Here is a 23783-nt window from a genome sequence, read left to right as displayed (position 1 = left end):
TTCAGTAGTCGGACAAATCCGCCAGTGGATGGCGCCCTTCCCACACCTTGTGGAAGTGCGCCTGCACCACCGCCTCGGGGATCAGATTGATGTCCGGCCAATGCCAGTGGGGCTGTTGGTCCTTGTCGATCAACCGCGCCCGCACCCCTTCACTGAATTCCGGGTGACGGCAGCAGTTCAGGCTCAAGGTGTATTCCATCTGGAACACCTGGGCCAGGGACAAATGCCGCGCCCGCTGGATCTGCTCCCACACCAGGTGCGCGGTCAGCGGGCAGCCTTCGCTCAGGGTCTTGCCGGCGCGGTTGAAGAGTGGGTCGGCGTGGTCGCGCAATTGGCTAAGGGCCCGCCACGCACAGCGTACATCCCCCACATCCAGCCATTCATCGATCTGCGCACGGCGCGGCAGCCATTGGGCTTCGGGCATCTGGCCGACGGCTTCCTGGGCCAGGGCCTTGAGCAGGCTGTTGAGCTGCATGTCGGTCTGTTCCTGCCAGTTCAGTTGCAGCAGGCCTTCCAGCAGTTCGTCTTGTTGTTCATCCAGCAGGAAGCGATCAGCCAGGCCCAGGTCCAGGGCGTCGCGGCCATTCATGTGGGCGCCGGTCAGGCCGAGGAACAAGCCCAACTTGCCGGGCAGGCGTGACAGGAACCAGCTGGCGCCCACATCCGGGTACAGGCCGATGCTGATTTCCGGCATGGCCAGGCGGCTGCTCGGGGTGACGATGCGCACCGCGGCGCTTTGCAGCAAGCCCATGCCGCCGCCCAGCACATAACCGTGGCCCCAGCAGATCAGCGGTTTGGGGTAGGTGTGCAAGCGATAGTCGAGGCGGTATTCGGCCGCGAAAAATTGCGCGGCCAGCGCCGGCACTTCGCCGGGGTGCTCACGGCAGGCCTGGGCCAGGCTACGTACTTCGCCACCGGCACAAAACGCCTTGGGGCCATTGCCCCGCAGCAGCACGCAGACGATCTGCGGGTCTTTGGCCCAGCTGTCCAGGCGTTCGCTCAAGGCCAGGATCATCGGCAAGGAGAGGGCGTTGAGGGATTTTTCAGCGTCCAGGCTGGCGATGCCAATGCGGGCGCCGTCGGTGCCAATCAGCTCTTCGAAGTGCAGGTTCATCATGACCTCAATCGAGAAAGTGAAGGTTCAGTATGATCGGTTCGTGGGAAAGTGCCGGTTCTGCGTCAGATCAATTGACAAGCAGGGTGGGCTTTCCTAGGGTTCGCACCATTGTTTTTTCTGGATGCAACCATGACCACCGACGACCGTATCAAACTCGAACCCAGCTGGAAACACGCCCTGCGTGACGAGTTCGACCAGCCGTACATGGCCCAGTTGCGGGAATTCCTGCGCCAGGAGCACGCCGCCGGCAAGGAGATCTACCCGCCGGGCCCGATGATCTTCAATGCGCTCAACTCCACACCCCTGGACAAGGTCAAGGTGGTGATCCTCGGGCAGGACCCGTACCACGGCCCCGGCCAGGCCCACGGGTTGTGCTTCTCGGTGCAACCGGGCGTGCCTGCGCCGCCGTCGCTGGTCAATATCTACAAAGAACTCAAGCGCGACCTGAACATCGACATCCCCAACCACGGCTACCTGCAAAGCTGGGCCGACCAGGGCGTGCTGATGATCAACACCACCATGACCGTGGAGCGCGCGAATGCCAACGCCCATGCGGGCAAGGGCTGGCAGTTCTTTACTGACCGGATCATCGAGATTGTCAGCGCCCATCAGCCCCATCTGGTGTTCCTGCTGTGGGGCGCCCACGCGCAGGGCAAGCAGAAACTGATCGATGCCACCAAGCACCTGGTGCTGACCTCGGTGCATCCGTCACCGTTGTCGGCGTATAGAGGATTTATTGGCTGCGGGCATTTCAGCCGCACCAACAAGTTTCTGGAGCAAAACGGCGAGGCGCCGATCGAATGGCGATTGCCGCCGGTGTGAGCGCAGCGTTATTGAGCGGACACCCACCCAATGTGGGAGCTGTCGAGCTTTAGCGAGGCTGCGAAGACGGCGGCACAGTCGACATAAAGGTTGGCTGAACCACCGCTATCGCAGCCTCGCTAAAGCTCGACAGCTCCCACCGTTGAACGTCGCCATGGCTGCGGGCATTTCAGCCGCACCAACAAGTTTCTGGAGCAAAACGGCGAGGCGCCGATCGAGTGGCGATTGCCGCCGGTGTAAGCGCAGCGTTATTGAGCTGACACCCATCCAATGTGGGAGCTGTCGAGCTTTAGCGAGGCTGCGAAGACGGCGGCACAGTCGACATAAAGGTTGGCTGAACCACCGCTATCGCAGCCTCGCTAAAGCACGACAGCTCCCACTGTTGAACGTTGTATGGCTTCAAACCTTGTCTGGCTGTCGGTTCCAGTGGCGAAATAACGGCTCCGCCAGGAACAACACAAACAACAAACGCATCACCTGCATCGCGGTCACCAGCGGTACCGACAGTTGCAAGGTTTCTGCCGTGAGGCTCATTTCCGCAATCCCGCCGGGCATCATGCCCAACGTCAATGAGCGCAGGTCCAGTTGCGTGAGGGCACTCAAACCCACCGCCGCCAGCGTCGCGATCAACATGGTCAACGCGGTTCCGATCAAGGTCCGGCCCATGAACAACGGCGCACGCCGGAAGAACTGCCGGTTGAAGTGGCAGCCCAACCCACTGCCGATCAGCCATTGGCCGATCTGGCTGCCACCGTCGGGCAGGCCGATGTGCAAGTCCCAGGTAATGCTGACGGCGGCACTGACCAGCAACGGCCCGAACAGCCACGGGTTCGGCTGGCGCAAGCGCTGCCAGCCCCAGGCGACCAGCGCGCCGACGGGAAACAGCACCGCCAGCCACGCCCAGTCGACATTCGCCGGATGAAACTGCGGCGCCCCTTCACCGAGCACATACTTGAAGGCCGCCGGCACACACAGCACCACCACCAACACCCGCAAACTCTGCCCCGCCGCGACACGGCTGAGCACCGCGCCATTGCGTGCGCCGAGGTTGACCATCTCGCCGGACCCACCCGGCATGCTGGAGAAAAAAGCCGTGGCGCGGTCTTCACCACTGCGGCGCATCAACCACACCCCCACAACGCTGGAGAGGCTGGTGACCAGTGCACCGAAGAAGATCAAACCGAAGTGGCTCATCACCTGCTCGATCACCACCGGGGTGAAGTGCAGGCCGATGCCGATGCCCACCACCCATTGGCCGCATTTGCGGCCGCCAGGAATTTCTGCGAGCTGCCAGGGTGTGAGGCAGCGCACAAGGATGATCGCCAGCAACGAGCCGACCATATACGGCAGTGGCCAGCCGATCTGGCTGGCGAGGTAACCGCCCAGCAGACCGACCAGCGGTGTTGCCCACCAGTTTTTAAACGTGGCCTCAGACATCGGCCACGGCACGACGCTGCAGGGAACGCTTGCGCCAGATACGCAGGATCGGCATCAGCAGCATAAGAGCCGTCAGTACCCACACGCCGAAGGTGATCGGGCTGGACCAGAGGATCTGCAATTCGCCGTTGGAAATCGACAGCGCACGACGCAGGTTCTGTTCCATCAAGCCACCGAGGATAAAGCCCAGCAGTACCGGCGACAGCGGGAAATCCAGCTTGCGCAGGATGTAGCCGAAGATACCGATGCCGATCATCAGGAACAGGTCGAAGGTGGTGGCGTGAACCGCGTACACACCGATCGCGGTGATGATGGCGATTACCGGCACCAGTGCCCAGTTCGGCACCGCGAGGATGCGGGTGAAGATGCGGATCATCGGGATGTTGAGGATCACCAGCATGATGTTGGCGATAAACAACGAGGCGATCAGGCCCCAGACAATGTCCGGTTGTTGTTGGAACAGCAGCGGGCCGGGGGTGATGTTGTACAGCGACAGCGCGCCGATCATCACCGCCGTGGTGCCGGAGCCCGGTACACCGAGGGTCAGCATCGGCACCAAGGCACCGCAGGCCGCCGCGCCGATGGCGGTTTCCGGCGCCGCCAGGCCGCGCTTGTCACCCTTGCCGAATTCGCCGCTGGCACCCGCGATACGTTTCTCGGTCATGTAGGCCACGGCACTCGCCAACGTAGCACCGGCACCCGGCAGCACGCCCATGATGAAACCCAGTACGCCACAGCGGATGTTCACCACGAACACCGACGAAGCTTCCTTGAAGTTGAACATCATGCGCCCGGTGGCCTTGACGGCTTCCTGGCCGTGGTGGGTTTTTTCCAGCAGCAACAGGATCTCGCTGATGGAGAACAGGCCCAGCACCAGCACCACGAATTGGATGCCGTCGGTCAGGTGAATGTTGTCCCCGGTAAAACGGTACACGCCGCTGTTGGCGTCGATACCCACCGCTGACAGGAACAGGCCGATCAGCGCCGCCACAAAGGTTTTCAGTGGCTTGTCACCGGCCATGCCGCCCAGGCAGACAATTGCAAACACCATCAGGACGAAATATTCCGCCGGGCCGAAGGCAATCGCCCATTTCGCCAGCAGCGGGGCGAACATCACCATGCCGCAGGTGGCGATAAACGCGCCGATGAATGAACTCCATGCCGACAGCGACAACGCCACGCCCGCCAGGCCTTTACGGGCCATCGGGTAGCCGTCGAGGGTGGTCATCACGGTGGAGGCTTCGCCCGGAATGTTCAGCAGGATCGAGCTGATACGCCCGCCGTATTCGCAGCCCAGGTACACGGCCGCCAGCAAGATCAGCGCCGACTCAGGCGGCAGCCCGAGGGCGAAAGCGATGGGGATCAGCAGCGCCACGCCGTTGATCGGGCCCAGGCCCGGCAACAGGCCGACCACGGTGCCGATCAGGGTGCCGCACAGTGCGGTCACCAGGTTGTAAGGGGTCAGCGCAACGCCGAAGCCCTGGCCCAAATAGCCAAGCGTATCCATATCAGTTCTCCAGTACGTCGAGCAGACCGAGGGGTAGCGGTACGTCCATGGCTTTATCGAACAACAGATAAAGGCCGACGCTCATCAAGGTGATGATCACCGCACCAGGCAACCAGCGGCCGCCATACAGCCGTGCCATCGGAATACCGATCAGCATGCTGCTGAGGATGAAACCCAGGGATTCAAAGGTGCCGGCAAACACCAGCAACAGCAGCACGCAGAGGCCGATCTTGATCAGCGTCGGGCGATCCAGCGCGGGTTCTTCCTCGGTGTGTTTGGTCGCTTGCGGACGAAACAGCATGTAGATCAGCGCCAGGCTCATCAGCCCGAGCATCAGCAGCGGGTAGGCCCGGGGTCCTACGGGTTCGTAGGAAAATGACGCGTGATACGGCCACGCCATCAGCGCCAGGCCGGCACAGGCCAGCAACAGCGCGGCACAAAAAATGCGTTGTAAGAGCATGGAAAACTCCTGGGCCACGCCCCTGATGCGCAAGGGCGTGGCCGCGCGAACAAGGGGCGATTACTGGATCAGGCCGAACTCTTTGGCCAGCACTTTGTAGTCAGCCACCTGTTTCTTCACGTAGGTGTCGAGCTCCGGGCCGGTCATGGCGAACGGGAACAACTCGCGCTGGTTTCGCAGCTTGGCGAACTCGTCGGAAGCCAGCAGTTTGTCAAAGGCGGCTTTCCACCAGGCGTAGTCTTCATCGCTGACTTTTGGCCCGAGGTAGAAGCCACGAACCACGGGCCAGACGATGTTGTAGCCTTGCTCCTTGGCGGTCGGAATGTTCTTCATTTCCGGCTCGTCCAGACGCTCTTCGGAGAACACCGCCAGCAGGCGCATGTCACCGCTCTGGATATGGGGCATGGAGTCGGAAATATCGGTGCTGCCCACCTGAATGTGGCCGCCCATCAAGGCCGTGACAATTTCACCACCGCCTTCCAGTGCCACGTAGCGCAGGTCACGGGGGTTGATCCCGGCGGCCTTGGCGATCAGCGCGGTTTGCATCCAGTCCTGGCTGCCGACGGTGCCGCCGGAGCCGATCACCACTTTGCTCGGATCTTTCTTCAACGCTTGAACAAGATCGTCGAGGTTTTTGTAGGGCGAATCGCTTTTCACGGCGATGGCACCGTAGCTGGTACCGACGGCGGCGAGCCAGCGCACGGCGTCTTCATCGAAGCGGCCGAATTTGCCCTGGGCCAGGTTCAACAGCGAACCGCTGGACCACGCCACCAAGGTGCCGGCGTCTGCCGGGCGCTGGGCGACCACCGCGTTGTAGGCCACCGCGCCTACGCCACCCGGCATGTAGGTCACGCGCATCGGCTTGCTCAGCAACTTCTCGTTGACCAGCGCGCTTTGCGCCAGTTTGCAGGTCAGGTCAAAACCACCGCCCGGGGAAGCCGGGGCGATGCATTCCGGGCGCTTGGGCTCGCCATCAGCCGCCAGCAGTTGGCCTGCGAACAGCATGCAGCCGGCCGCGAGGGCGAATTTACGCAGTGAAAGGGTCATGTTCATCTCCATCATTGTTGTTATGAGGTTGCTGTTACCAAAGGGCGACGCTGTAGCTCACCAGCAAACGCACTTCATCCGCATCACGGGCCGAATAGTTGGAACGGTAGGTGGCATTGCGCAGGCGCACGGCCACGTCCTTGAAGGTGCCACTTTGCACCACGTAGCGAATCTCGCTGTTGCGTTCCCACTCCTTGCCGGTCTCGCCGTTCTTGAGCTTGATGTTGTCACCCGACAGGTAACGGCTCATGAAACTCAGGCCGGGAATTCCCAGTTTGGCGAAGTCGTAGTCGTAGCGTGCTTGCCAGGAGCGTTCTTCGGCACCGGCAAAGTCGTTGATCTGCACGAAGTTGACCAGGTACGGGTCGCTGCCATCCACATAGGGAAAGGCGCTGTCGCCGGACATGTGCTGGTAGCCGGCGCTGAGCTTATGGCCATTGAGGGCATAGCTGAAGAGGCCGTTGAGGGAGGTGTTGTCGATCTTGCCGCCGCGGGCTGCACCGGTGTCATCGCTGACGGCCAGGCGCAGGTCGGCGCCGAAGGTACCCGGGCCCATCGGACGCGAGGCCACCAGGCCGAGGAAGTGCTGGCGGTACACGTCGTCGAGTTGGGCGAAGTGGTAGCTGCCGGTGATCTTGTCGGCGAACTTGTAGTCCACGCCACCGAAGTCGAAATGCTTGCCGGTGGCGCCGCTGAGGAAGCGGCTGTTCTTGTTGTTGAGGCCGATGTCTTCGTAGTTGGTGTCGTCGCGGTCCTTGGCCTTGTTCAGGCGCCCGCCGGTGAACACCAGGTTCTTGAATTCCTTGGAACTCAACAGGCCGCCTTCAAACGTCTGCGGCAGGATGCGCCCGTCGTTGGGCTTGAGGATCGGCAGTTCGGGGATCAGCGCGCCGATTTTCAGCTCCGTGGCGGAGATCTTCACTTTGCCGGTCAGGCCGAGTTTGGAGTATTCGTTGGCGGCGCGGCCGTCATCATGGGTGGGCAGCAGGCCGGTGCCGGTGCGGTCGGGGCTGGAGTCGAGCTTGACCCCGAGCATGCCCAGCGCATCCACGCCAAAGCCGACGGTGCCGTCGGTGTAGCCCGATTGCAGGTTGAGCATGAAGCCCTGGGCCCATTCGTCGCGCTTGGATTGTTGGGCGCTGGTGCCGTCGCGAAAGTCGCGGTTGAAGTACATGTTGCGGGTTTCGAGGGTGGCGCTGCTGTCCTCGAAAAACGCGGCGTGGCCTGCGGGCGAAAAACCGGCAAGGGCGGCGGCACTGGCAAGGGCGGTCTGGGTGAAACGAGAAGAACGAGCAGGCGGCTGTGTGCGCAGCATCGTGGGTGTACTCCGTTATTGTTCTTATTTTGGCGAAAACGCTTCGAGGCGTTTTTCGGGCGCTATCGGTGAAATAGCTCGGCAGGCGAAACCCACCGTGGTTGGATGCTAAAGGGTGAAGCTTTCACTAACCTTTCAGTCGCCTTTCAATGTTTTCGGGCTTCACAGCGCAGGTGGCGCCTGTAAACTCCCCGGCAAAGCGTGGCACCGACCACCCCCGAACGAGGTAAAAACCCATGCGTGTCCTTCTGGTCGAAGACCATTTGCAACTGGCCGAAAGCGTCGCCCAGGCGCTCAAGAGCACGGGTTTGACGGTCGATGTGCTGCACGATGGCGTGGCCGCAGACCTGGCCTTGAGCAGCGAGGAATACGCGGTGGCGATCCTCGATGTGGGGTTGCCACGCATGGACGGTTTTGAGGTGTTGGCGCGCTTGCGGGCCCGTGGGAAAAATCTGCCGGTGTTGATGTTGACCGCCCGCAGCGATGTGAAGGACCGCGTGCATGGCCTCAACCTGGGGGCGGACGACTACCTGGCCAAGCCGTTTGAGCTGACCGAGCTGGAAGCGCGGGTCAAGGCGCTGCTGCGTCGCAGCGTGCTGGGCGGTGAGCGGCAGCAGGCGTGTGGCGTGCTGATTTACGACCTCGATACGCGGCGTTTCACCCTGGGGGGTGAACTGCTGACCCTGACCTCCCGCGAGCAGGCGGTGCTTGAGGCGCTGATCGCCCGCCCCGGCCGGGTGATGAGCAAGGAGCAACTGGCCTCCCAGGTGTTCGGCCTGGATGAAGAAGCCAGCCCCGATGCCATCGAAATCTACGTGCACCGCCTGCGCAAGAAACTCGATGGCCAGCCTGTGGCCATCGTCACCTTCCGTGGCCTGGGGTACCTGCTGGAATCCCGCGATGCATAAGCCCAGCAGCCTGCGTTGGCGCCTGCTGTGGAACCTGGCGCTGCTGCTGGTGGTGCTGATGATCGCCAGTGGCTTGAGCGCTTACTGGAATGGGCGCGAGGCGGCGGACACGGCTTACGACCGCACGCTGCTGGCGTCGGCACGGACCATCGCCGCCGGCGTGTCCAACCGCGACGGCACCTTGAGTGCCGATGTGCCCTACGTGGCGCTGGATACTTTCGCGTATGACAGCGCCGGGCGTATTTACTATCAGGTTAACGATATTCAGCAGAAGCTGATTTCCGGCTACGAACACCTGCCGGGCCCGCCACCGGGTACGCCGCGCACCGATGACTATCCGGCGCTGGCACGCTTCTATAACGCCAAGTATCAGGGGCAGAACGTGCGGGTGGTCAGCCTGCTCAAGGCGGTGTCCGAACCGAACATGAACGGCATGGCGGAAATTCGCGTGGCCGAAACCGATGAGGCGCGAGTCGCCATGGCCCGCAGCCTGATGGCCGATACCCTGCTGCGCCTGGGAATGCTGGCCATTGGTGCGTTGTTGTTGGTGTTCTTTGCCGTGAGTGCGGCCCTGCGGCCGCTGGAGCGCTTGCGTACCGCGGTAGAGGAGCGCCAGCCGGATGACTTGCGGCCCTTGCCGCTGGTGGAAGTGCAGCATGAGTTGGGCCCGCTGGTGCGCTCCCTCAACCATTTCACCGAACGCCTGCGCGGGCAGTTCGAACGCCAGGCGCAGTTTATTGCCGATGCCGCCCATGAGCTGCGCACACCCCTGGCGGCGCTCAAGGCCCGGCTGGAGCTTGGCCTGCGCGCCGAAGACCCGGCCACCTGGCGCACCACCCTGGAGAGCGCCGCCCAGGGCACTGATCGCCTGACGCACCTGGCCAATCAATTGCTCTCGCTGGCGCGCATCGAAAACGGCGCCCGTGCGATTGCCGAAGGCGGCGCGCAATTGCTCGACTTGAGCCAGTTGGCCCGCGAGCTGGGCATGGCCATGGCCCCGCTGGCCCATGCGCGGGGCGTGGCCCTGGCGCTGGAGGCGGACGAGCCGGTGTGGTTACGGGGCGAGCCGACCTTGTTGAACGAGTTGTTGAGCAACCTGGTGGACAACGCTCTGGCCCATACGCCACCGGGAGGCAACGTGATTCTGCGGGTCACGGCGCCGGCCATACTTGAGGTGGAAGACGACGGCCCGGGCATTCCGCAGGATGAGCGGGACCGGGTGTTCGAGCGCTTCTATCGGCGCAGTCAGCAGGGCTTGGGTTCAGGCTTGGGGCTGGCGATTGTCGGTGAGATCTGCCGGGCGCACCTGGCGCAGATCAGTTTGCATGACGGTGAGTCGGCGGGGTTGAAGGTGCGGGTCAGTTTTATTGCGGGGTAATCAGTAGAACATCGACCGCGCTTCATCCAGCTCGGCGCGCAAGGTATCGCTGTAGGGGTCGATCCGCAGTTTTTTCATCGCGGGCAGCTCCATTATGGGCACGCTGGCCAGCGGGTGATCGGTGTCGCGGTGGCAATACAGCACGGCGACCTGCACCAAGTCTATATAGTCCAGGCGCTGGGAATCGCGCTCCAGGTCCATGTACTGCCCAGGCAGGCTCACCAGCATTTCCGGGAAGTCCCAGCGTTGCAGCAGTTTGTCCCCCAGCAGCGGGTGGATGCTTTCAATCACGTGATTGAGGCTGACCGGGTCTGACAGCAGTTCATAGTGATCTTCGGCGTAGGTCAGGATCGGCAGCACGCCAATCTGGTGTACCAAACCGCCGAGGGCTGCCTGATCAGGTTTCAACTGGCTGTGGTTGCGACCCAGCGCATAGCTGACGCCCGCCACTTCCAGGCTGCGCCGCCAGACATCACGCATCTTCTGTTCGACCACGTCGGAACGGGCATGGAAGATTTGTTCCATCACCAGGCCGATCGCCAGGTTGCTGCTGTAGTTGGTGCCCAGGCGCGTGATGGCGGTGTGCAGGTCGGTGACTTCCTGGGTGGCGCGCAACAGCGGGCTATTGACCACTTTGATCAACCGCGCCGACAAGGCGGTGTCACGGCTGATCACTTTGCTCAGGTGGCTGATGCTGATGTCCGGGTCTTCGGCGGCCTGACGAATGTTCAGGGCCACTTCCGGTAGCGTTGGCAGAACCAGGTCATCGTTATCGATGGCCACAACCAAAGCCTGTTGGACTCTTTCCGCCAGCTTGTTCATTCATGATCTCTAGGGTGTTGCAAAAAGGTACGACGATCAGCGCTGGATCTCGCGATCACGGTCCAGCGAGTAGGGGAGGTCGAGCAACTGCAGGCCCGGGCCTTCCAGCGTGCCTACATGCACATCGCCACTCTCTGCTGCTTCGGCTTGCAGCACCGCTAGAAGTTCAATCAACTCGCCGGCCCGGGCGGCCATCACCACCTCGCCGATGGCGCTGTTATGCGTCGGCGAAAACAGCGGGGTGCCAGGCTCCGGTAATTCGCCGGCGTTCAGGCTCAGGCGATACAGGCGGCGCTTGAGCTTCCCCAGGTACTGCATGCGCGCGACGATTTCCTGGCCGGTGTAGCAGCCTTTCTTGAAGCTGACGCCGCCGACGGCCTGCAGGTTGAGCATTTGCGGGATGAACAGTTCGCGGGTCTGGGGCATGACCTGGCCGATGCCGGCACGGATCTGGCCCAGCAGCCACTGGTTCAGTTCACCTTCGTTCAATTTTGCGGCGAGTTGGCTGTGCAGGGCTTCGGCCTGGGCGGCAGGGGCCCAGAGTTCGGCGCGGCCTGGCGATACGCGGATGGCGATCAACTCGTCGCTGTGCACCACGCTGTCGGTCTCGGCGGGGAGCTCAAGGCCGAGGCTGGCCAATACAGGATCCGCCTGCGACACGCCGAACCGCACCCAGGCGGCGCTTTCGTCGGTGAGTTTGGATTTGGAGAACACGGCGTATTTCTTCAGGTCCGCCAGTTGCGGCTCCAGCAACTCAGAGGCCATGGCCAGCAACACGCCATCACCTTGCAGCAGGATGCGGAAGCTCGACTGCATGCGCCCTTTTTGCGTGCAGCGCGCGCCCAGGCTGGCCTGGGTGTCACTCAGGTAGTTGAGGTTGCAGGTCAGTTGTCCCTGGAGGAACTTGGCAGCGTCGGAACCGCGGACGGCGAGAACGCCTTCGTGGGACAGGGGGCAGAAGAAAGCAGAGTCAGCCATGGGTCATCGCAGGTTAAAAAGTCATGGGTGCATCATAGAGGGGCGCCCGGCAAATGGATAGTTTCGGTATGGCCGACCAAAGCCGACTGTTCCAGGCAGCATCGGCCTGTATACTTGCGCTCTATTTGAGGAGCGCTCCATGGTCGAAGATGTAGAACTCAATCGCCTCTATTGGCACAGCCGCCGTGGCATGCTTGAGCTGGATGTGTTGCTGGTACCGTTTGTCAGGGAGGTCTATCCGCACCTTAACGACGTCGACCGCGATTGCTACCGCAAGCTGCTGGAATGCGAAGATCAGGACATGTTCGGCTGGTTCATGGAACGCGCCGAATCGGAAGACCCTGAGCTGCAGCGCATGGTCCGGATGATTCTGGATCGTGTCCAGCCCAAGTAATACGTTCGAATGCCGCTGGCATGCCTCCGGGCAGTTGCTGGCGGCTTATCTGTTCGCCCAGGCGTTCGCACTGGGTGCGTTGTGGTTTCTCGATGTGTCCCCGTGGATAGCCGCTTTCGGCGCCTTGGTGTGCCTGGCTCACGCCGGCTGGGTGTTGCCACGTCACATTCTGCTGACTCACCGTTCGTCGATCCGTGGCCTGCGCCGGGATGAGGACGGCTGGCAGTTATGGAGCGCCGCACGGGGTTGGCACAGCGTGCAACTGCGTCCCGACAGCCTGGCGTTGCCTATGATCGTGGTGCTGCGCTTTCGGGTGCAGGGTGATTGGCGGGTGCGTTCGATGTGTATCCCGGCGGATTCGCAGGCCACCGATGTGCATCGGCGCCTGCGGGTGCGCTTGAAGTTCAGCCGCCGTAGGTGGTTGGCACCAGAATAGTGTCGCGCGCCTCGGGCAGCATTTGCGGGTAGTCGAGGGTGTAATGCAGGCCCCGGCTCTCCTTGCGTTCCATGGCCGAGCGGATCATCAGTTCCGCCACCTGGGCCAGGTTGCGCAGCTCGATCAGGTCGCGGCTGACTTTATAGTTACTGTAGAACTCGTCGATTTCATCCAGCAGCAGCCGAACCCGGTGCTGCGCCCGTGCCAGGCGTTTGTTGGTGCGCACGATCCCCACGTAGTCCCACATGAAGCGCCGCAGCTCGTCCCAGTTGTGGGCGATGATCACGTCTTCGTCCGAATCGGTGACCTGGCTGGCGTCCCAGCGGGGCAGGGCGGCCGGCACCGGGATGCGCGGCAGTTGTTCGAGGATGTCGGCGGCGGCGGAGCGGGCGTACACGAAACATTCCAGCAACGAGTTGCTGGCCATGCGGTTGGCGCCGTGCAGGCCGGTGAAGCTGGTTTCGCCGATGGCGTACAGGCCGGGCACGTCAGTGCGCCCGTGCTGGTCGACCATCACGCCGCCGCAGGTGTAGTGCGCCGCCGGGACCACCGGGATCGGGCCTTTGGTGATGTCGATATTGAACGTCAGGCAGCGCTCGTACACCGTCGGGAAGTGAGTCTTGATGAAGGCTTCGGGTTTGTGGCTGATGTCCAGGTAGACGCAGTCGATGCCCAGTCGCTTCATTTCATGGTCGATGGCCCGGGCGACGATGTCTCGCGGGGCCAACTCGGCACGCGGGTCGAAGCGCTGCATGAAGCGTTCACCGTTGGGCAGCTTCAGGTGCGCCCCTTCGCCGCGCAGGGCTTCGGTGACCAGGAAACTCTTGGCCTGCGGGTGGTACAGGCAGGTGGGGTGGAACTGGTTGAACTCCAGGTTCGCCACCCGGCAACCCGAACGCCAGGCCATGGCGATGCCATCACCGCAAGCGCCGTCGGGGTTGCTGGTATAGAGGTAGACCTTCGCCGCGCCGCCGGAGGCAAGAATGGTGAAGCGCGCGCCATAGGTGTCGACTTCGCCGCTGGCACGGTTGAGCACGTAGGCGCCCAGGCAGCGTTCGCCGGGCAGGCCCAGGCGTTTTTCGGTGATCAGGTCGACGGCGACACGCTGTTCCAGCAGTTCAATGTTCGGGCGTTGCCGGGCCTGGGCGAGCAAGGTCTTGAAGATCGCGGCACCGGTGGCGTCGGCGGCATGGATAATGCGCCGATGGCTGTGGCCGCCTTCGCGGGTCAGGTGGAATTCAAAGCCGCCGTCGTCGGTGCCGGAATGTTCATCGCGGGTGAAGGGTACGCCCTGGTCGATCAGCCACTGGATGGCTTCGCGGCTGTGCTCGACGGTGAAGCGCACCGCCTCTTCATTGCACAGGCCGCCGCCGGCATTCAGGGTGTCCTCGACGTGGGATTGCACGGTGTCGGTGTCATCGAGCACCGCGGCGACACCGCCCTGGGCCCAGAATGTCGAGCCATTGGCCAGGTCGCCCTTGCTCAGTACGGCTATGCGCAGGTGGCTCGGCAAGGTCAGTGCAAGGCTCAAGCCCGCGGCGCCGCTGCCAATCACCAGGACATCGTGTTGAAACTGTTGGCTCATTTGAAGGATTCCGCAAAAAGCGATCCGAAGGGGGCGCAAACAGGACGCCTGGATCGGCGAATCAAAGGGTCACACGGCCCACTAGTATATAGAGGGGGGGAGCGGCACAATAGCCGGGCATTCGTGGCATTGTGAGACTACGGGCAACGAACTGCACGGCTTTCATGAAGCGGACAGCGATTGAGATGGGAACTTTTTGCATAAGCCTCGACTCAATAGCAGGATGCCCGAAAGCTGGGAACACGCTGGATTCACTGATCGGCGTCTGCGTCAGACGCGTCAGGAAACTGGCGACAGATTATTCGCGCAGCCGGCATTGTCCGCGCTGCGTTTTTCGTGTGTGCCAAATCAGTGCGTACCGGAAACTTGCTTGGAGGGGGGAGAACTTTTGCGAAAAGTCCGAGTCTATGTTTGCAAGCCTGATCGATTAGTTATGCAAGCCTCCTTCAAGTACAACGAGGAGTGTTCATGCTAACCCAGGAAGAGGATCAGCAGCTGGTCGAGCGCGTTCAACGCGGCGACAAGCGGGCATTTGATCTGCTAGTGCTGAAATACCAGCACAAAATTCTCGGGTTGATCGTGCGGTTTGTGCACGACACCCATGAAGCGCAGGACGTTGCACAGGAAGCCTTTATCAAGGCGTACCGTGCACTCGGTAATTTCCGCGGTGACAGTGCGTTTTATACGTGGCTGTACCGCATCGCCATCAACACGGCGAAGAACTATCTGGTTTCTCGCGGTCGCCGCCCGCCGGATAGCGATGTTAGTTCGGAAGATGCTGAATTTTATGATGGTGATCACGGCCTCAAAGATCTCGAGTCGCCGGAGCGTGCATTGCTGCGCGACGAGATCGAAGGAACCGTTCATCGCACTATTCAGCAACTACCAGAAGATTTACGTACGGCATTAACTTTACGTGAATTCGATGGTCTGAGTTACGAGGACATTGCGAGCGTCATGCAATGTCCGGTGGGTACCGTACGTTCCCGGATCTTCCGGGCTCGGGAAGCCATCGATAAAGCCCTGCAGCCGTTGTTGCAGGAAAACTGAGACAGCGGCGACAGCCAAGAGAGGAACCGCCATGAGTCGTGATGCCCTGCAGGAATCGCTGTCCGCAGTGATGGATAACGAAGCGGATGAACTGGAACTTCGTCGAGTGCTTAATGCATTTGATGACGCCGAAACCCGTGATACCTGGTCTCGTTACCAAGTCGCTCGGGCGGTGATGCACAAGGATCTTCTAATCCCTCGTCTGGATATTGCTGCGGCCGTTTCTGCTGCACTGGCTGATGAAGCCGTTCCGGCAAAAGCTGCTCGCGGTCCTTGGCGTAGCCTGGGTCGTCTGGCCGTTGCTGCTTCGGTGACCGTCGCTGTATTGGCAGGTGTTCGCCTGTACAACCAGGACGAAATCGCCGGTGCCGAACTGGCCCAGCAGACCCAGCAACCGGTCATGGCCGGCCCGCAGGTCAAGGGCCCAGCCGTACTGGCCGGCTACAAGGAAAGCTCCGATACCACCGGGCCTATGGCCAACGGTGTACTTCAAGGGCAATCCGGCTGGCAAGATCAGCGTCTTCCAGGCTACCTGCGCCAACACGCACAGGAATCGGCCTTGAAAGGCACTGAAAGCGCTCTGCCATACGCTCGCGCTGCAAGCCTGGAAAACCGCTAGTCCGCCAAGGAGCTTTATGCGCGCCATACCGCTCCTTGCGCTTTTGCTCAGTGGCTGGTTTGTAGTCCCCGCCCATGCCGACGAAGCCCAAGACTGGCTGACGCGTCTTGGGCGGGCGGAGCAACAACAAAGCTTCCAGGGCACCTTCATCTACGAGCGTAACGGTAGTTTTTCTACCCATGACATCTGGCATCGCGTCCAGAACGGTCAGGTCCGTGAGCGGCTTTTGCAGCTCGATGGTTCTGCCCAGGAAGTCGTGCGTGTCGACGGCCATACCCAATGCGTAAGCGGCACACTGGTTGCCGGGCTTGGGGGCTCCCCTGACTCCCCTGCACGCGCCCTTGATCCGCAAAAACTCAAAGCCTTCTACGACCTTGCCGTTATCGGTAAATCACGCGTGGCCGGCCGAAATGCAGTGATCGTCTCGGTAGCGCCCCGTGATCAATACCGCTACGGATTTGAGTTGCACCTCGACCGCGAAACCGCGCTGCCACTGAAGTCGTTATTGCTTAACGATCAGGGCCAGTTGTTGGAGCGATTCCAGTTCACCCAGCTCAATACGTCGGTCCCCGATGATCGTGATTTGCAGCCAAGCGGTGAATGCACGCCTATCGCTGTTACCAGCGTCAAGGCCCCTGCGGTCGATATTCCTCAGGATTGGCACCTCGATTGGTTGCCGCCAGGCTTCCAGTTGGTCAACAGCGGCGCCCACAAAGATGCCCACACCAAGGTCATCGTCAGCAGTTTGATGTATGACGATGGTTTGGCGCGTTTTTCAGTGTTTCTGGAGCCGCTTAACGGCGCGACCGTGATGGAAACCCGCACTCAACTGGGCCCGACCGTCGCCGTGTCACGGCGTCTGAATACCGTGGAGGGCGAAGTGATGGTGACCGTCGTCGGTGAAATCCCGATTGGCACCGCCGAGCGAATTGCGCTGTCTGCCCGCATCGGCAGCACGCCCGCTAAACCGTGAGCTGTTAATCCTATGTTCATCCTGATATTTCAATGTTGCGCAGAGGGAAGTCGATGCCTGCCTCTGCCGGGAAATATGAAATGTATGGACCATTATTTTCACTTGCTAAAATCCCCTATGTTTTTTATAGGTCAGGGCTTATGGGCCATGGCCTTGTTTTGTTCGCGGAACAAAAATGTCGGTCGTAGTTTTCGGCGTTTATTGAACCCTGTCGCTCAACCCTGCTCGTCGTAACGGGAGCTGTATGTCGATACCACGTTTGAAGTCTTACCTATCCATAGTCGCCACGGTGCTGGTGCTGGGTCAGGCCGTTACCGCGCAAGCGGCCGAGCTGCCTGACTTCACCCAACTGGTGGAGCAGGCGTCGCCTGCCGTGGTGAACATCAGTACCACGCAGAAGCTGCCGGATCGTAAAGTCTCCAACCAGCAGATGCCTGACCTGGAAGGCCTGCCGCCGATGTTGCGGGAGTTTTTTGAACGTGGCATGCCTCAGCCGCGCACACCTCGTGGCGGTGGCGGCCAGCGTGAGGCCCAGTCCCTGGGCTCGGGTTTCATCATCTCGCCGGACGGCTACATCCTCACCAACAATCACGTGATTGCCGACGCCGACGAGATTCTGGTGCGCCTGGCTGACCGCAGTGAGCTGAAAGCCAAGCTGGTGGGCACTGACCCACGCTCCGACGTTGCCTTGTTGAAAATTGAAGGCAAGGACCTGCCGGTGCTCAAGCTGGGTAAATCCCAGGACCTGAAAGCCGGGCAATGGGTCGTCGCCATCGGTTCTCCGTTTGGTTTTGACCACACTGTGACCCAAGGTATCGTCAGCGCCATCGGCCGCAGCCTGCCGAATGAAAACTACGTGCCGTTCATCCAGACCGACGTGCCGATCAACCCGGGTAACTCCGGTGGTCCGTTGTTCAACCTGGCGGGCGAAGTGGTCGGTATCAACTCGCAGATCTATACCCGCTCCGGTGGTTTCATGGGCGTGTCGTTCGCGATCCCGATTGACGTGGCGATGGACGTTTCCAACCAGCTGAAAGCCGGTGGCAAAGTCAGCCGTGGCTGGCTGGGTGTGGTGATCCAGGAAGTGAACAAAGACCTGGCCGAGTCCTTCGGTCTGGACAAACCGGCCGGTGCCCTGGTCGCTCAGATCCAGGACGATGGCCCTGCAGCCAAAGGCGGCTTGCAGGTCGGTGACGTGATCCTGAGCATGAACGGCCAGCCGATCGTCATGTCTGCAGACTTGCCACACCTGGTGGGCGCGCTCAAGGCCGGCAGCAAGGCCAAGCTGGAAGTGATTCGTGACGGCAAGCGCCAGAACGTCGAGCTGACAGTAGGCGCGATCCCGGAAGAAGGCGCGGCGCTTGATGCGTTGGGCAACAGCAAGCCGGGTGCCGAGCGTAGCAGTAACCGCCTGGGCATCGCCGTGGTCGAGCTGACCGACGAACAGAAGAAAAGCTTCGACCTCAAGAGCGGTGTCGTGATCAAGGAAGTCCAGGACGGTCCTGCCTCCCTGATCGGCCTGCAACCGGGTGATGTGATTACTCACCTGAACAACCAGGCCATCAACTCCACCAAAGAGTTCACCGACATCGCCAAGGCGCTGCCGAAGAACCGCTCGGTGTCGATGCGTGTCCTGCGTCAGGGCCGTGCCAGCTTCATTACCTTCAAACTGGCTGAGTAATCCGCTAGACCCATAAAAAGCCCCGCTCTCGATGCACGAGAGCGGGGCTTTTTTGTGGCTGAAAGGTTTAGCTCATCATGCCTTTGACCAGGCGCTCCTGTTCGATCAGCTCACGTTGGCGTGCATCGATGCGGGAGGACAGCGGGAAGTTGCTGCCGGCACGACGCTTGGCGAAGTCCAGTTGCTGGATGGCCTGCTGGAAATCACCCACCAGCGCAAAGTACTCCGCGCGGGCCTGATGCAGGCCGATGATATTGCCTGAAAGGCCACGGGTTTCAGCGACCTGATACCAGACGTCCGGGTCGTCCGGGCGTGATTTAAGCAGGCCTTCGAGGGCTTTTTCGGCGTCGGCGGTGCGGTTCTGTTTGAGCAGCAGGTCCACCCGTACCTGGTTCAGCGGGTAGTTGCCCGGGTATTGGGTCAACATCCGGTCGGTGCGCTGCTGGGCATCCGGCAGGCGGTTGTTGGTCATGTCCAACTCGATCTGCGCCAGGTTGTAGGTGATGTCGTTGGGCGCCTTGGCCAGCAGCGGCTTGAGGTTTTCCCGGGCCAGGTTGAACTGCGTCCCTTTGATCTGGGCAATGGCGAGGCCATAACGCGCCACATCGTTTTTCGGGTTTTCATCCAGCTGAGCCTGGAAGCGTTTGGCGGCCAGGCCTGGAGTGTCTTCGTAATACAGCTGCACACGAGCGCGGATCAGTTGATAGCGCAGGCTGTCTTCAATGCCGCCCGGCTTGGCTTGTTCCGCACGGTTGCGGGTGTCGGCAATCCGCGATTCGGTGACCGGGTGAGTCAGCAGGAACTCCGGCGGCTTGGCGTCGAACCGGTACTGGCGCATCAAGCGTTCAAACATGGTCGGCATGGAGCGCGGGTCGTAGCCGGCCTTCTCCAGATTGAGAATGCCGATGCGGTCAGCCTCTTGCTCGTTTTGCCGGGAAAAGCGGCGTTGTTCCTGGATGGCAGCGGCCTGGCTGCCGGCAATCGCAGCAATGCCCGCATCGCCTGCCCCGGCGGCGGCTGCGATGATGCCGCCGAGCAGGGCGGCCATCATCGGGATCTGCATGCGCTGTTGCGCTTCCACGCCTCGAGCGAAGTGGCGTTGGGACAAGTGAGCCAATTCGTGGGCCAGCACCGACGCGTATTCGCCTTCGGTCTGGGCGTTGAGGAACAGGCCGCCGTTGACCCCGACGATACCGCCGGGTGCGGCAAAGGCGTTCAGCTGCGGACTGTTGATCAGAATGAATTCCAGGCGCCGGTCATTGACCTGGCTGGTCTCCACCAGTTTATAAACACTGGTTTCGACGTAATCCTTGAGTTGCGGGTCGTTGAGTTGCGAGACCTGGCCACGCAGGTAGGCCAGCCATGCCCGACCCAAATCGTATTCCTGTTTTGGCGAGACAATGGCAGAACTGGCGTCGCCAAGTGACGGCAGGTCGTCGGCGAAGCCTGGAGAGGCCAGCAGGCAAGCCAGCGTCAGCAGGGTAGGGCGCAAAAAAGTCATGCACAAAGCCTTTCGACAAAGAGCTTACTGTAGCCGGACACTGAGCTTCGGACCAGATATTCTAAGCGCCCCCGACGCCCACCCGGAGCAAAACCATGACCGACGCTGTAGCCTTCGATGCCGAACTGGATGCCAGTGGCCTTAACTGCCCGCTGCCACTGCTGAAGGCCAAGCTGGAACTCAATCGGCTGGCCAGCGGCGCGGTGCTCAAGGTGATCGCCACGGACGCGGGCTCCCAGCGGGACTTCCGTACATTTGCCAAACTGGCCGGCCACACCTTATTGCATGAAGAGGACGAAGCTGGCGTGTATCGTTACTGGTTGCGCAAGGCCTGAATCACTTGAATGTGCCGTCTTTATCGCCTGAGGTTTATTGATGTTCAAAGTGTTACGTGACTGGATTCAGCGCTACTTCTCCGACGAAGAAGCTGTGGTGCTGGCCGTCCTGCTGTTTCTCGCCTTTACGGCCGTGCTCACCTTGGGCGGTATGTTGGCGCCGGTATTGGCGGGGATGGTGCTGGCTTACCTGATGCAAGGCCTGGTCTCCATTTTGGAGCGTTTGCGCTTGCCGGGCGGGGCGGCGGTGGGCCTGGTATTTGCCTTGTTCATGGGGCTTTTGCTGGTGTTTATCGTGATCGTGGTGCCGTTGCTATGGCATCAGTTGATTACCTTGTTCAACGAGCTGCCGGGGATGCTCGCCAAGTGGCAATCGCTGCTCTTGCTGTTGCCCGAGCGCTATCCGCACCTGGTGTCGGACGAGCAGGTACTGCAGGCCATTGAAGTGGCCCGCGGTGAAATCGGAAAGTTCGGGCAATGGGCGCTGACTTTTTCCCTGTCGAGCTTGCCGCTGTTGGTCAACATCATGATCTACCTGGTGTTGGTGCCGATCCTGGTGTTTTTCTTCCTCAAGGACCGCGAGATGATCGGTCGTTGGGTGCGCGGTTACCTGCCCCGTGAGCGGGCGCTGATCACTCGTGTGGCCGAGGAAATGAACCGGCAGATTGCCAACTACATCCGTGGCAAAGTCATTGAGATCTTTATCTGCGGTGGGGTGACTTACATTGGCTTTGTCGCACTGGGCCTGAACTACGCGGCGCTGCTGGCACTGCTGGTAGGCGTCTCGGTGGTGGTGCCTTACGTCGGCGCGGTGGTGGTGACGGTGCCGGTGATGTTGATCGCGCTGTTCCAGTGGGGCTGGAGTGATCAGTTCATCTACCTGATGGCGGTCTACGGCATCATTCAGGTGCTGGACGGCAACGTACTGGTGCCGCTGTTGTTCTCCGAGGCGGTGAACCTGCATCCGGTGGCGATCATTTGTGCGGTGTTGTTGTTTGGCGGGTTGTGGGGTTTCTGGGGGGTATTTTTTGCGATTCCCCTGGCGACGCTATTCAAGGCGGTGCTGGATGCCTGGCCGCGGCAGGAGCCCGTTGTAGCGCCATTGTTGTAACGGTAGGAGCGAGCTTGCTCGCGAAGAGTTCACAGGCAACGCGTCATTCAGGCAGGGCGCGTTATCGTTAACGACCTTCGCGAGCCAGCTCGCTCCTACAGGTTCGGTGTCAGGCTTTATTTAGCGCCTGCGCTGCTGCTAATACAGCATCCACGTGGCCTGGCACTTTCACACCACGCCATTCCTGGCGCAGCACGCCCTCCTTGTCGATCAGGAAGGTGCTGCGATCAACGCCCAGGTATTCCTTGCCATACAGCTTCTTCAGCTTGATCACATCAAACAGCTGGCAAACCGCTTCGTCCTTGTCGCTGATCAGCTCAAAGGGGAATGCCTGCTTGGCCTTGAAGTTCTCGTGGGACTTCACGCTGTCCCGGGACACGCCAAACACCACGGTGTTGGCTGCCTCGAACGCTGCGTGCTGGTCACGAAAGCCCTGGCCTTCGGTGGTGCAGCCCGGGGTGCTGTCTTTCGGGTAGAAGTAGATCACCACTTGCTTGCCCTTGAGCCCGGCAAGGCTGAAGGTCTGCCCGCTGGTGGCCTGGGCTTCGAAGTCGGCTACCGGTGTGTCGATGACTACAGCCATGAAAACTTCCTTACATTGGGTTCTGTGGGCGCCATGGCTCGATCAGTGCGTCGAGGTTCAGGGCATCGGCGAAATCCAGGAACTGGTCGCGCAGCCAACTGATCTGCACGCCGGCCGGCAACGTCACGGTAAACGTGGCGTTGAGCATGGTGCCGCCGGTCTGCGGGGCCTGATAGGTGTCGCAGGTCAGGTTTTCCAGCTCGACGTTGTGGTCGATAAAGAACTGGCACAGCTCGTTGACGATGTCCGAGCGGTAGGCCGAGCTGACATAGGCCACGTAAGGCAAGGCCTGGGGACGGTTCTCCAGGGCCGCGCTGCGCACCACGTTGACCGTGAAGTCATGCTTCTTGGCCAAACCCGGCAAACCGGTTTCCAAGCGGGCCAGGGCATCCCAGGTTCCGGAAATCTGCAGGACCAGCGCACTGCACTCGCCATGGCGGGTCAGGCGGGAGGTCACGACGGCGCAGCGGTTTTCATGGCTGGCGCGGCACAGGACGTTAGTCAGCTCCATGGGGTTGGCGCCAAGGGCACTGATGACAAGGAATTGTTCGCGGACTGTGGGGGTGGACATGCAGCCTTCCTAAAGCGATGAGCGGTCGATACGATGAAAGCGGTATCAATCAAAGGATGAAGGGTAGCGAAAACCATCGCCAAGGGCTAGGAGGTGGCGTTTTCATTACGTAATCAGCTTCATCAAACCCCGCTTTGGCCCAATGATGGCGTTGCTGCGAACTAAGTTGATCCAGAACGCATCCTCAGACGGTACTTCGCTTGTACAAGCATCTTGGCGCCAGTACCATTACCGCTCTCTTTTTCCGGCAGGAGCGGTTGCATGATTGCGGGCAGTATGGTGGCACTGGTCACACCCATGGATGCACAAGGTAATCTCGACTGGGACAGCCTGGGCAAACTGGTGGACTTCCACCTGCAAGAGGGCACCAACGCCATTGTGGCGGTCGGCACCACGGGTGAATCGGCCACGCTTGATGTGGAAGAACACATCGAAGTGATCGAGTTCGTGGTCAAGCGCGTTGCAGGGCGTATCGCTGTCATCGCCGGCACGGGCGCCAATTCGACCCGCGAAGCGATCGAACTGACCAAAAACGCCAAGCAAGCCGGCGCCGATGCCTGCCTGCTGGTGACGCCGTACTACAACAAGCCGACCCAGGAAGGCTTGTACCTGCACTTCCGCGCCATCGCCGAAGCCGTCGACATCCCGCAGATCCTCTACAACGTGCCCGGTCGCACCGCCTGCGACATGAAGGCCGAGACCGTGATTCGCCTGTCCACCGTGCCGAACATCATCGGCATCAAGGAAGCCACCGGTGACCTGCAGCGCGCCAAGGACATCCTGGCCGGCGTCAGCAGCGACTTCCTGGTGTATTCCGGTGACGACGCCACGGCCGTCGAGCTGATCCTGCTGGGTGGCAAAGGCAATATCTCGGTGACCGCCAACGTCGCGCCTCGCGCCATGAGCGAGCTGTGCGCCGCGGCCATCGCCGGTGATGCGGTCAAGGCCCGGGCGATCCACGAACAACTGGCACCGCTCAACAAAACCCTGTTTATCGAATCCAACCCTATCCCCGTGAAATGGGCGCTGCATGAGATGGGCCTGATGCCGGACGGTATCCGTCTGCCGCTCACCTGGCTCAGCGAAGCCTGTCACGAACCGCTGCGACAGGCCCTGCGCCAGTCCGGCGTCCTGGTTTAATTGAGGAAGCACT

Annotated in this window: 24 protein-coding genes and 1 pseudogene; 13 read left to right on the top strand and 12 right to left on the bottom strand. The window is 61.0% G+C overall.

All coding sequences use genetic code 11. From position 1 onward, the window contains the following. Position 1: 1 nt before the first annotated feature. Positions 2–1114, bottom strand: coding sequence for an enoyl-CoA hydratase/isomerase family protein (locus HX855_RS09615; RefSeq protein ID WP_177082621.1), 1113 nt, complete (start codon positions 1112–1114; stop codon positions 2–4). 132 nt (positions 1115–1246) lie between these two features. On the opposite strand from HX855_RS09615, the gene ung reads away from it, so the two are divergent. Together ung and HX855_RS09605 are read left to right on the top strand one after the other, a co-directional pair. Beyond that, positions 1247–1939 (top strand): uracil-DNA glycosylase, encoded by a 693-nt coding sequence (gene ung, locus HX855_RS09610; protein WP_177082620.1) that lies wholly within the window; start codon positions 1247–1249, stop codon positions 1937–1939. Between the two features lie 156 nt (positions 1940–2095). Beyond that, positions 2096–2179 (top strand): annotated as a pseudogene (locus HX855_RS09605) (uracil-DNA glycosylase); the annotation flags it as partial. A 159-nt stretch (positions 2180–2338) separates the two neighbouring features. Here the strand turns inward: HX855_RS09605 and HX855_RS09600 are convergent. The 5 genes from HX855_RS09600 to HX855_RS09580 are packed head-to-tail and all read right to left on the bottom strand — an operon-like array spanning position 2339 to position 7705. Beyond that, positions 2339–3376: an AbrB family transcriptional regulator gene (locus HX855_RS09600; protein WP_177082618.1), complete on the bottom strand. Its 1038-nt coding sequence runs from the start codon at positions 3374–3376 to the stop codon at positions 2339–2341. After that, entirely contained in the window at positions 3369–4883 is a 1515-nt protein-coding gene (locus tag HX855_RS09595; RefSeq protein ID WP_177082616.1) for a tripartite tricarboxylate transporter permease, read from the bottom strand. The genes HX855_RS09600 and HX855_RS09595 overlap by 8 nt, the downstream gene beginning before the upstream one ends. Before the next feature lies 1 nt (position 4884). Continuing rightward, positions 4885–5343, bottom strand: coding sequence for a tripartite tricarboxylate transporter TctB family protein (locus HX855_RS09590; protein WP_177082614.1), 459 nt, complete (start codon positions 5341–5343; stop codon positions 4885–4887). Between the two features lie 60 nt (positions 5344–5403). After that, positions 5404–6396, bottom strand: a complete 993-nt coding sequence (locus HX855_RS09585; RefSeq protein ID WP_177082612.1) for a tripartite tricarboxylate transporter substrate binding protein — start codon at positions 6394–6396, stop codon at positions 5404–5406. 28 nt (positions 6397–6424) lie between these two features. Further along, positions 6425–7705, bottom strand: a complete 1281-nt coding sequence (locus HX855_RS09580; RefSeq protein ID WP_177082610.1) for an OprD family porin — start codon at positions 7703–7705, stop codon at positions 6425–6427. A gap of 236 nt (positions 7706–7941) precedes the next feature. On the opposite strand from HX855_RS09580, the gene HX855_RS09575 reads away from it, so the two are divergent. Both HX855_RS09575 and HX855_RS09570 read left to right on the top strand, forming a co-directional pair. Further along, positions 7942–8613 carry a response regulator gene (locus tag HX855_RS09575; RefSeq protein ID WP_177082608.1) on the top strand — a complete coding sequence of 224 codons (672 nt, stop codon included), beginning with the start codon at positions 7942–7944 and terminating at the stop codon, positions 8611–8613. Then, positions 8606–9991 (top strand): sensor histidine kinase, encoded by a 1386-nt coding sequence (locus HX855_RS09570; RefSeq protein ID WP_177082606.1) that lies wholly within the window; start codon positions 8606–8608, stop codon positions 9989–9991. The genes HX855_RS09575 and HX855_RS09570 overlap by 8 nt, the downstream gene beginning before the upstream one ends. Here the strand turns inward: HX855_RS09570 and HX855_RS09565 are convergent, their stop codons facing one another. Both HX855_RS09565 and HX855_RS09560 read right to left on the bottom strand, forming a co-directional pair. After that, entirely contained in the window at positions 9992–10813 is an 822-nt protein-coding gene (locus HX855_RS09565; RefSeq protein ID WP_177082604.1) for an HDOD domain-containing protein, read from the bottom strand. Between the two features lie 36 nt (positions 10814–10849). Next, complete coding sequence (locus HX855_RS09560; protein WP_177082602.1) at positions 10850–11791, bottom strand: folate-binding protein YgfZ; 942 nt, start codon at positions 11789–11791, stop codon at positions 10850–10852. A gap of 139 nt (positions 11792–11930) precedes the next feature. On the opposite strand from HX855_RS09560, the gene HX855_RS09555 reads away from it, so the two are divergent. Further along, the gene (locus HX855_RS09555) at positions 11931–12185 is read left to right on the top strand and encodes a succinate dehydrogenase assembly factor 2 (RefSeq protein WP_003212000.1); all 255 of its coding nucleotides are present in this window, start codon (positions 11931–11933) and stop codon (positions 12183–12185) included. Continuing rightward, complete coding sequence (locus tag HX855_RS09550; protein ID WP_177082600.1) at positions 12169–12621, top strand: protein YgfX; 453 nt, start codon at positions 12169–12171, stop codon at positions 12619–12621. Before HX855_RS09555 ends, HX855_RS09550 begins: the two co-directional genes overlap by 17 nt. Here the strand turns inward: HX855_RS09550 and nadB are convergent. Continuing rightward, on the bottom strand, positions 12590–14206 hold the full coding sequence (nadB, locus tag HX855_RS09545) for an L-aspartate oxidase (RefSeq protein WP_177082598.1): 1617 nt from the start codon (positions 14204–14206) through the stop codon (positions 12590–12592). The genes HX855_RS09550 and nadB overlap by 32 nt on opposite strands. Before the next feature lie 468 nt (positions 14207–14674). On the opposite strand from nadB, the gene rpoE reads away from it, so the two are divergent. The 4 genes from rpoE (at position 14675) to HX855_RS09525 (ending at position 18529) form a co-directional block, all read left to right on the top strand. Continuing rightward, on the top strand, positions 14675–15256 hold the full coding sequence (gene rpoE / locus HX855_RS09540) for an RNA polymerase sigma factor RpoE (protein ID WP_003172477.1): 582 nt from the start codon (positions 14675–14677) through the stop codon (positions 15254–15256). Between the two features lie 31 nt (positions 15257–15287). Then, entirely contained in the window at positions 15288–15875 is a 588-nt protein-coding gene (locus HX855_RS09535; protein ID WP_003172479.1) for a sigma-E factor negative regulatory protein, read from the top strand. 16 nt (positions 15876–15891) lie between these two features. After that, positions 15892–16848: a MucB/RseB C-terminal domain-containing protein gene (locus HX855_RS09530; protein WP_177082596.1), complete on the top strand. Its 957-nt coding sequence runs from the start codon at positions 15892–15894 to the stop codon at positions 16846–16848. Between the two features lie 244 nt (positions 16849–17092). Beyond that, complete coding sequence (locus HX855_RS09525; protein ID WP_177082594.1) at positions 17093–18529, top strand: DegQ family serine endoprotease; 1437 nt, start codon at positions 17093–17095, stop codon at positions 18527–18529. Between the two features lie 67 nt (positions 18530–18596). Here the strand turns inward: HX855_RS09525 and HX855_RS09520 are convergent, their stop codons facing one another. After that, the gene (locus tag HX855_RS09520) at positions 18597–20030 is read right to left on the bottom strand and encodes a M48 family metalloprotease (RefSeq protein ID WP_177082592.1); all 1434 of its coding nucleotides are present in this window, start codon (positions 20028–20030) and stop codon (positions 18597–18599) included. 95 nt (positions 20031–20125) lie between these two features. Here HX855_RS09520 and HX855_RS09515 point away from each other — a divergent pair, with 95 nt between their 5' ends. Together HX855_RS09515 and HX855_RS09510 are read left to right on the top strand one after the other, a co-directional pair. Next, a complete protein-coding gene (locus tag HX855_RS09515; protein WP_003211989.1) occupies positions 20126–20365 on the top strand; it encodes a sulfurtransferase TusA family protein in 240 nt (79 codons plus the stop codon). 40 nt (positions 20366–20405) lie between these two features. After that, the gene (locus HX855_RS09510) at positions 20406–21476 is read left to right on the top strand and encodes an AI-2E family transporter (RefSeq protein WP_003211986.1); all 1071 of its coding nucleotides are present in this window, start codon (positions 20406–20408) and stop codon (positions 21474–21476) included. 109 nt (positions 21477–21585) lie between these two features. On the opposite strand, the gene HX855_RS09505 is transcribed toward HX855_RS09510, so the two are convergent. Both HX855_RS09505 and HX855_RS09500 read right to left on the bottom strand, forming a co-directional pair. Beyond that, positions 21586–22059 carry a peroxiredoxin gene (locus HX855_RS09505; RefSeq protein WP_177082590.1) on the bottom strand — a complete coding sequence of 158 codons (474 nt, stop codon included), beginning with the start codon at positions 22057–22059 and terminating at the stop codon, positions 21586–21588. A 10-nt stretch (positions 22060–22069) separates the two neighbouring features. Then, positions 22070–22630, bottom strand: a complete 561-nt coding sequence (locus tag HX855_RS09500; RefSeq protein ID WP_003172487.1) for a glycine cleavage system protein R — start codon at positions 22628–22630, stop codon at positions 22070–22072. A 261-nt stretch (positions 22631–22891) separates the two neighbouring features. Here HX855_RS09500 and dapA point away from each other — a divergent pair, with 261 nt between their 5' ends. After that, the gene (gene dapA / locus HX855_RS09495; RefSeq protein ID WP_177082588.1) at positions 22892–23770 is read left to right on the top strand and encodes a 4-hydroxy-tetrahydrodipicolinate synthase; all 879 of its coding nucleotides are present in this window, start codon (positions 22892–22894) and stop codon (positions 23768–23770) included. The last annotated feature ends 13 nt before the right edge of the window (positions 23771–23783 follow it).

This window comes from Pseudomonas sp. IPO3778, from assembly GCF_013386825.1.
In the GTDB taxonomy this organism is placed as follows: domain Bacteria; phylum Pseudomonadota; class Gammaproteobacteria; order Pseudomonadales; family Pseudomonadaceae; genus Aquipseudomonas.
This window is presented reverse-complemented; position numbering and strand designations above follow the sequence as displayed.

Coding starts and splice junctions, on each gene's coding strand:
- HX855_RS09590 (WP_177082614.1), bottom strand. CDS start 5,343: ATGCTCTTACAACGCATTTTTTGTGCCGCGCTGTTGCTGGCCTGTGCC.
- HX855_RS09505 (WP_177082590.1), bottom strand. CDS start 22,059: ATGGCTGTAGTCATCGACACACCGGTAGCCGACTTCGAAGCCCAGGCC.
- HX855_RS09575 (WP_177082608.1), top strand. CDS start 7,942: ATGCGTGTCCTTCTGGTCGAAGACCATTTGCAACTGGCCGAAAGCGTC.
- HX855_RS09500 (WP_003172487.1), bottom strand. CDS start 22,630: ATGTCCACCCCCACAGTCCGCGAACAATTCCTTGTCATCAGTGCCCTT.
- HX855_RS09510 (WP_003211986.1), top strand. CDS start 20,406: ATGTTCAAAGTGTTACGTGACTGGATTCAGCGCTACTTCTCCGACGAA.
- HX855_RS09615 (WP_177082621.1), bottom strand. CDS start 1,114: ATGAACCTGCACTTCGAAGAGCTGATTGGCACCGACGGCGCCCGCATT.
- HX855_RS09555 (WP_003212000.1), top strand. CDS start 11,931: ATGGTCGAAGATGTAGAACTCAATCGCCTCTATTGGCACAGCCGCCGT.
- HX855_RS09570 (WP_177082606.1), top strand. CDS start 8,606: ATGCATAAGCCCAGCAGCCTGCGTTGGCGCCTGCTGTGGAACCTGGCG.
- HX855_RS09580 (WP_177082610.1), bottom strand. CDS start 7,705: ATGCTGCGCACACAGCCGCCTGCTCGTTCTTCTCGTTTCACCCAGACC.
- rpoE (WP_003172477.1), top strand. CDS start 14,675: ATGCTAACCCAGGAAGAGGATCAGCAGCTGGTCGAGCGCGTTCAACGC.
- HX855_RS09585 (WP_177082612.1), bottom strand. CDS start 6,396: ATGAACATGACCCTTTCACTGCGTAAATTCGCCCTCGCGGCCGGCTGC.
- HX855_RS09600 (WP_177082618.1), bottom strand. CDS start 3,376: ATGTCTGAGGCCACGTTTAAAAACTGGTGGGCAACACCGCTGGTCGGT.
- HX855_RS09560 (WP_177082602.1), bottom strand. CDS start 11,791: ATGGCTGACTCTGCTTTCTTCTGCCCCCTGTCCCACGAAGGCGTTCTC.
- HX855_RS09530 (WP_177082596.1), top strand. CDS start 15,892: ATGCGCGCCATACCGCTCCTTGCGCTTTTGCTCAGTGGCTGGTTTGTA.
- HX855_RS09595 (WP_177082616.1), bottom strand. CDS start 4,883: ATGGATACGCTTGGCTATTTGGGCCAGGGCTTCGGCGTTGCGCTGACC.
- HX855_RS09525 (WP_177082594.1), top strand. CDS start 17,093: ATGTCGATACCACGTTTGAAGTCTTACCTATCCATAGTCGCCACGGTG.
- HX855_RS09515 (WP_003211989.1), top strand. CDS start 20,126: ATGACCGACGCTGTAGCCTTCGATGCCGAACTGGATGCCAGTGGCCTT.
- nadB (WP_177082598.1), bottom strand. CDS start 14,206: ATGAGCCAACAGTTTCAACACGATGTCCTGGTGATTGGCAGCGGCGCC.
- dapA (WP_177082588.1), top strand. CDS start 22,892: ATGATTGCGGGCAGTATGGTGGCACTGGTCACACCCATGGATGCACAA.
- HX855_RS09535 (WP_003172479.1), top strand. CDS start 15,288: ATGAGTCGTGATGCCCTGCAGGAATCGCTGTCCGCAGTGATGGATAAC.
- ung (WP_177082620.1), top strand. CDS start 1,247: ATGACCACCGACGACCGTATCAAACTCGAACCCAGCTGGAAACACGCC.
- HX855_RS09565 (WP_177082604.1), bottom strand. CDS start 10,813: ATGAACAAGCTGGCGGAAAGAGTCCAACAGGCTTTGGTTGTGGCCATC.
- HX855_RS09520 (WP_177082592.1), bottom strand. CDS start 20,030: ATGACTTTTTTGCGCCCTACCCTGCTGACGCTGGCTTGCCTGCTGGCC.